Source organism: Pseudomonas sp. AL03, assembly GCF_029960815.1.
GTDB lineage: Bacteria > Pseudomonadota > Gammaproteobacteria > Pseudomonadales > Pseudomonadaceae > Aquipseudomonas.
The window spans coordinates 1-3,321 of sequence record NZ_JASBRE010000066.1 but is presented as its reverse complement, the minus strand read 5'-3'; the positions used below and the strand labels follow the sequence as shown (position 1 = coordinate 3,321).

Sequence of the window (3,321 nt, the reverse complement as noted above, 5' to 3'; positions counted from 1 at the left end):
AGCTCTTGCCTTCGAACCTTGTCCCGGGCTCTGCGGAATACAACCAGGCCCAGGCCAACCTCCTTGCGCTGTCGCAAATTGTCGGTGTGCTAGGCGCAGCAGCTTCCGGGGGCGATGTCGGGGTTGGGGCTGCGGTGGCGGCGAATGCGACGCAGTACAACTTTCTAGGCGATCACGCCGAAGCCAAACGTGATCAAGCGCGTGAAGAGTTCAAAGAAACAAATGGAATTGGCGCCGCCAGGCAACTGGTGGAGCTGGAGGGCGCTGATCAACGAAGCGACAATCTTCTTGCGAAGTATCGACTGGACAAAAGCTCGCTCTCGGCCATGGAACTCGCGGAGCTAAATGCGTATGTGCAGGTATACACATACGATATGGCGCTCAAATACGGTGAGGACGTAGCTCGCACCCTTGCGAATGCATTGGTACAAAACGGTCCAGATTCAGTTGGCATTTACCCCTATGCCGGGACCACCGATGCAAAAAACGCCTTCGCCGACGCGTTGCGAGCACAAGCTGGAGGCTTGTTCGATCAACTGGCCTGGGTCAGACCAAAAAGTGAAAACGACCAGATCTATACAGATGCTCAAGGCTATTTGCGTATCAACAACGAGCAACAGGGCCTTTCGAACCTCGGTAACCCTGCGTTGTACGGCCTTACTGGTTCATTAGGGGCTGGCATACGAATCGCAGCAGCGGCCAATGGTGTGCTCCAGGCGGGTTATGGCGTGGATCAGGCGTTTAATGGTGATCTCTGGAACGCTGTTGGAAACATAGTGGTGGGGGCTCTGGGCGTAGCCAGCGTTAGGATTCCGAGTACGCGTTTGCCGAATGCTTCCGGCGTTGGCGAGCTCCCTGTGACGAATCCGAGCCCAGGTAGTACGCTTGTAAAAGAGGCGGGAGAGGTATTTGACAAGACTTCTTTGGTTGCAAAAGGAACTGGTGGGGCTACGGGGCTAACTGGGGTTACGCAGAAGCAGTTAGATAAAAAATTCAAGCATGCTTCAGATTTTGGTGTAGTGACGACAAAGAAAAACTCCCAAACGCTTGCTCAGTATGAAACGGCAATCAAAACACACATGGCATCGCCTTCTACTGTTCAGCAAGGTACATATGGATTTGTAAAGGACTCGAAAGTGTTCTTTAACTCAGCTACCAATAATGCTGTTGTTCTTGACAATGCTGGAAATTTCGTAACTGGGTTTAAGCTGGCTCCAGGTACTCAGCAATTTGATAACTTTATTAAGAATGGTGTATTGCGATGAGCCTTATTATTCTAGAGTTTGCCAAGTCATTTGTGGCTGGGAGACTATCTGCTGAGATCTTTTCTGAGGCATATATTGAGCTTTGGAAAATAGAGCGCGATAACAATTTCCTTCAACGGGATACGGCGAATCTGAGTGAATGTCTATCAAGTATTTTTTGTGCTGCGGACATGTATAGTCCTGGCGATTCAAGGGAGGAGTATGAGCTTGATGATGAAGGTCTTAAATTAGAGGTTGTCAAGCTTATAGGGGAATTGATATCTGATTAAATGCTACAAAAGGAACTGGTATTTCTGTAGTTCCCCGAAAAGGAAGTGTTTCCTTCGAGAACGGAAAGACATTTGAGAGTCTGTGGTAAAGGGGTAAGCGTCCGGCGAAGTCACCTACCCGATCCCAGCGATAAGGGCGATGTTGTCCACTTAAAAATACGTGGACACTATCGCCCCTATCATCAGGATTGCCATGCGCCAAAGAACCTCTTATCCCAAACCCTTTAAAGCCCAGATCGTCCAAGAATGCCTGCAACCTGGCGTGTCGATGGCCAGCGTGGCCCTGCGTCACGGCATTAACGCCAACCTGGTTCGAAAGTGGATACCTGCTTATCGTGATCATCAGGCGCCGGCTTTGCCTGCTTTTGTTCCGATGAAGCTTGCGCCCGCAACCCAGCCCGATCAGCAGATGTCGGTCAACATCGAGGTTCCTTTCGGGCCGCAAAAACTCACTGTGAAGTGGCCATCCTCAGATCCTGACGGGTGTGCTCGTTTTGTCCGTGAGCTTGCCAAGTGATCCGCATCGATGCCATCTGGCTCGCCACCGAGCCCATGGATATGCGTGCAGGTACCGAGACCGCGTTGGCCAGAGTGATTGCAGTATTCGGTGCGGCGAAGCCGCACTGTGCTTATCTCTTTGCCAATCGACGTGCTAACCGAATGAAAGTCCTGGTTCATGACGGGATTGGTGTTTGGCTGGCTGCACGGCGGTTGAACCAAGGCAAATTCCACTGGCCAGGCATTCGGCAAGGTTGCGAGATGGAACTGGATACCGAGCAACTTCAGGCCTTGGTATTAGGTCTGCCTTGGCAACGTGTTGGCGCTGGCGGCACAATCACACTGCTGTAAAAACTGTAATTAGCTTCTTGGCCTACTGCCGTAAGCGATCTGCTTTGGTAAAATCCGAGGCATGACTTCTTCGCCCAATATCGATCAGATGACCCCCGACCAACTGCGTGCATTCGCTGCGCAGTTGATGTCGAAGGTCGACACCATGGGCAGAAAGATCCACCGCGATCAAACCATCATCGAACAACTGACCCACGAGATCGCCATCCTCAAGCGGCACAGGTTTGCCAAGCGCAGCGAGCAGATCAGCCCTGAGCAAGGCAACTTGCTCGACGATCTGCTCAACACTGATGAGGCTATCGACGCCGAGTTGAAGGCCCTCCGACCAGCTCCCGCTCCAGAAGAGAAGCGCCAGCAACCCAAGCGCGCGCCGCTGCCACCGCAGTTTCCACGCACCGTAATTCATCACGAACCGGAAAACACCCAGTGCGCCTGCGGCTGCCAACTTCAGCGCATCGGCGAGGACGTCAGCGAGAAGCTGGATTACACGCCGGGCGTGTTCACCGTCGAACAGCATGTGCGTGGAAAATGGGCCTGCCGTCAGTGCGAAACACTGATCCAGGCACCGGTGCCGGCCCAGGTAATCGACAAGGGAATACCTACAGCAGGTCTGCTCGCTCACGTAATGGTGGCGAAATTCGCCGACCACTTGCCGCTGTACCGGCAGGAGAAAATCTTTGGCCGCGCCGGCTTAGCCATCGCGCGTTCAACTCTCGCGCAATGGGTTGGGCAGACCGGTGTACAGCTTCAGCCATTGGTTGATGCCTTGCGAGAAGCTGTTCTGGCCCAACGAGTTGTCCATGCTGACGAAACTCCGGTGCAGATGCTTGCGCCCGGAGAGAAGAAAACTCACCGCGCTTATGTCTGGGCTTACTGCACCACCCCGTTCTCGGCGCTTAAGGCAGTGGTTTATGACTTCAGCCCGAGCCGCGCCGGTG

The 3,321-nt window shown here is 53.3% G+C and carries 5 protein-coding genes; all 5 read left to right on the top strand.

What is annotated here, in order from left to right; translation table 11 throughout:
• A partial coding sequence (locus QK293_RS27355; RefSeq protein WP_282383446.1) for a colicin D domain-containing protein occupies positions 1-1,265 on the top strand: 1,265 nt, incomplete at its 5' end.
• Positions 1,262-1,534, top strand: coding sequence for a colicin immunity domain-containing protein (locus tag QK293_RS27350; RefSeq protein ID WP_282383443.1), 273 nt, complete (start codon positions 1,262-1,264; stop codon positions 1,532-1,534). The genes QK293_RS27355 and QK293_RS27350, both read left to right, overlap by 4 nt.
• Before the next feature lie 193 nt (positions 1,535-1,727).
• Positions 1,728-2,051, top strand: coding sequence for a transposase (locus tag QK293_RS27345; protein WP_282383440.1), 324 nt, complete (start codon positions 1,728-1,730; stop codon positions 2,049-2,051).
• Entirely contained in the window at positions 2,048-2,383 is a 336-nt protein-coding gene (gene tnpB, locus QK293_RS27340; RefSeq protein ID WP_282383437.1) for an IS66 family insertion sequence element accessory protein TnpB, read from the top strand. The genes QK293_RS27345 and tnpB overlap by 4 nt, the downstream gene beginning before the upstream one ends.
• A 61-nt stretch (positions 2,384-2,444) precedes the next feature.
• Positions 2,445-3,321: IS66 family transposase (locus QK293_RS27335; RefSeq protein WP_282383434.1), on the top strand; the 877-nt coding region annotated here is incomplete at its 3' end.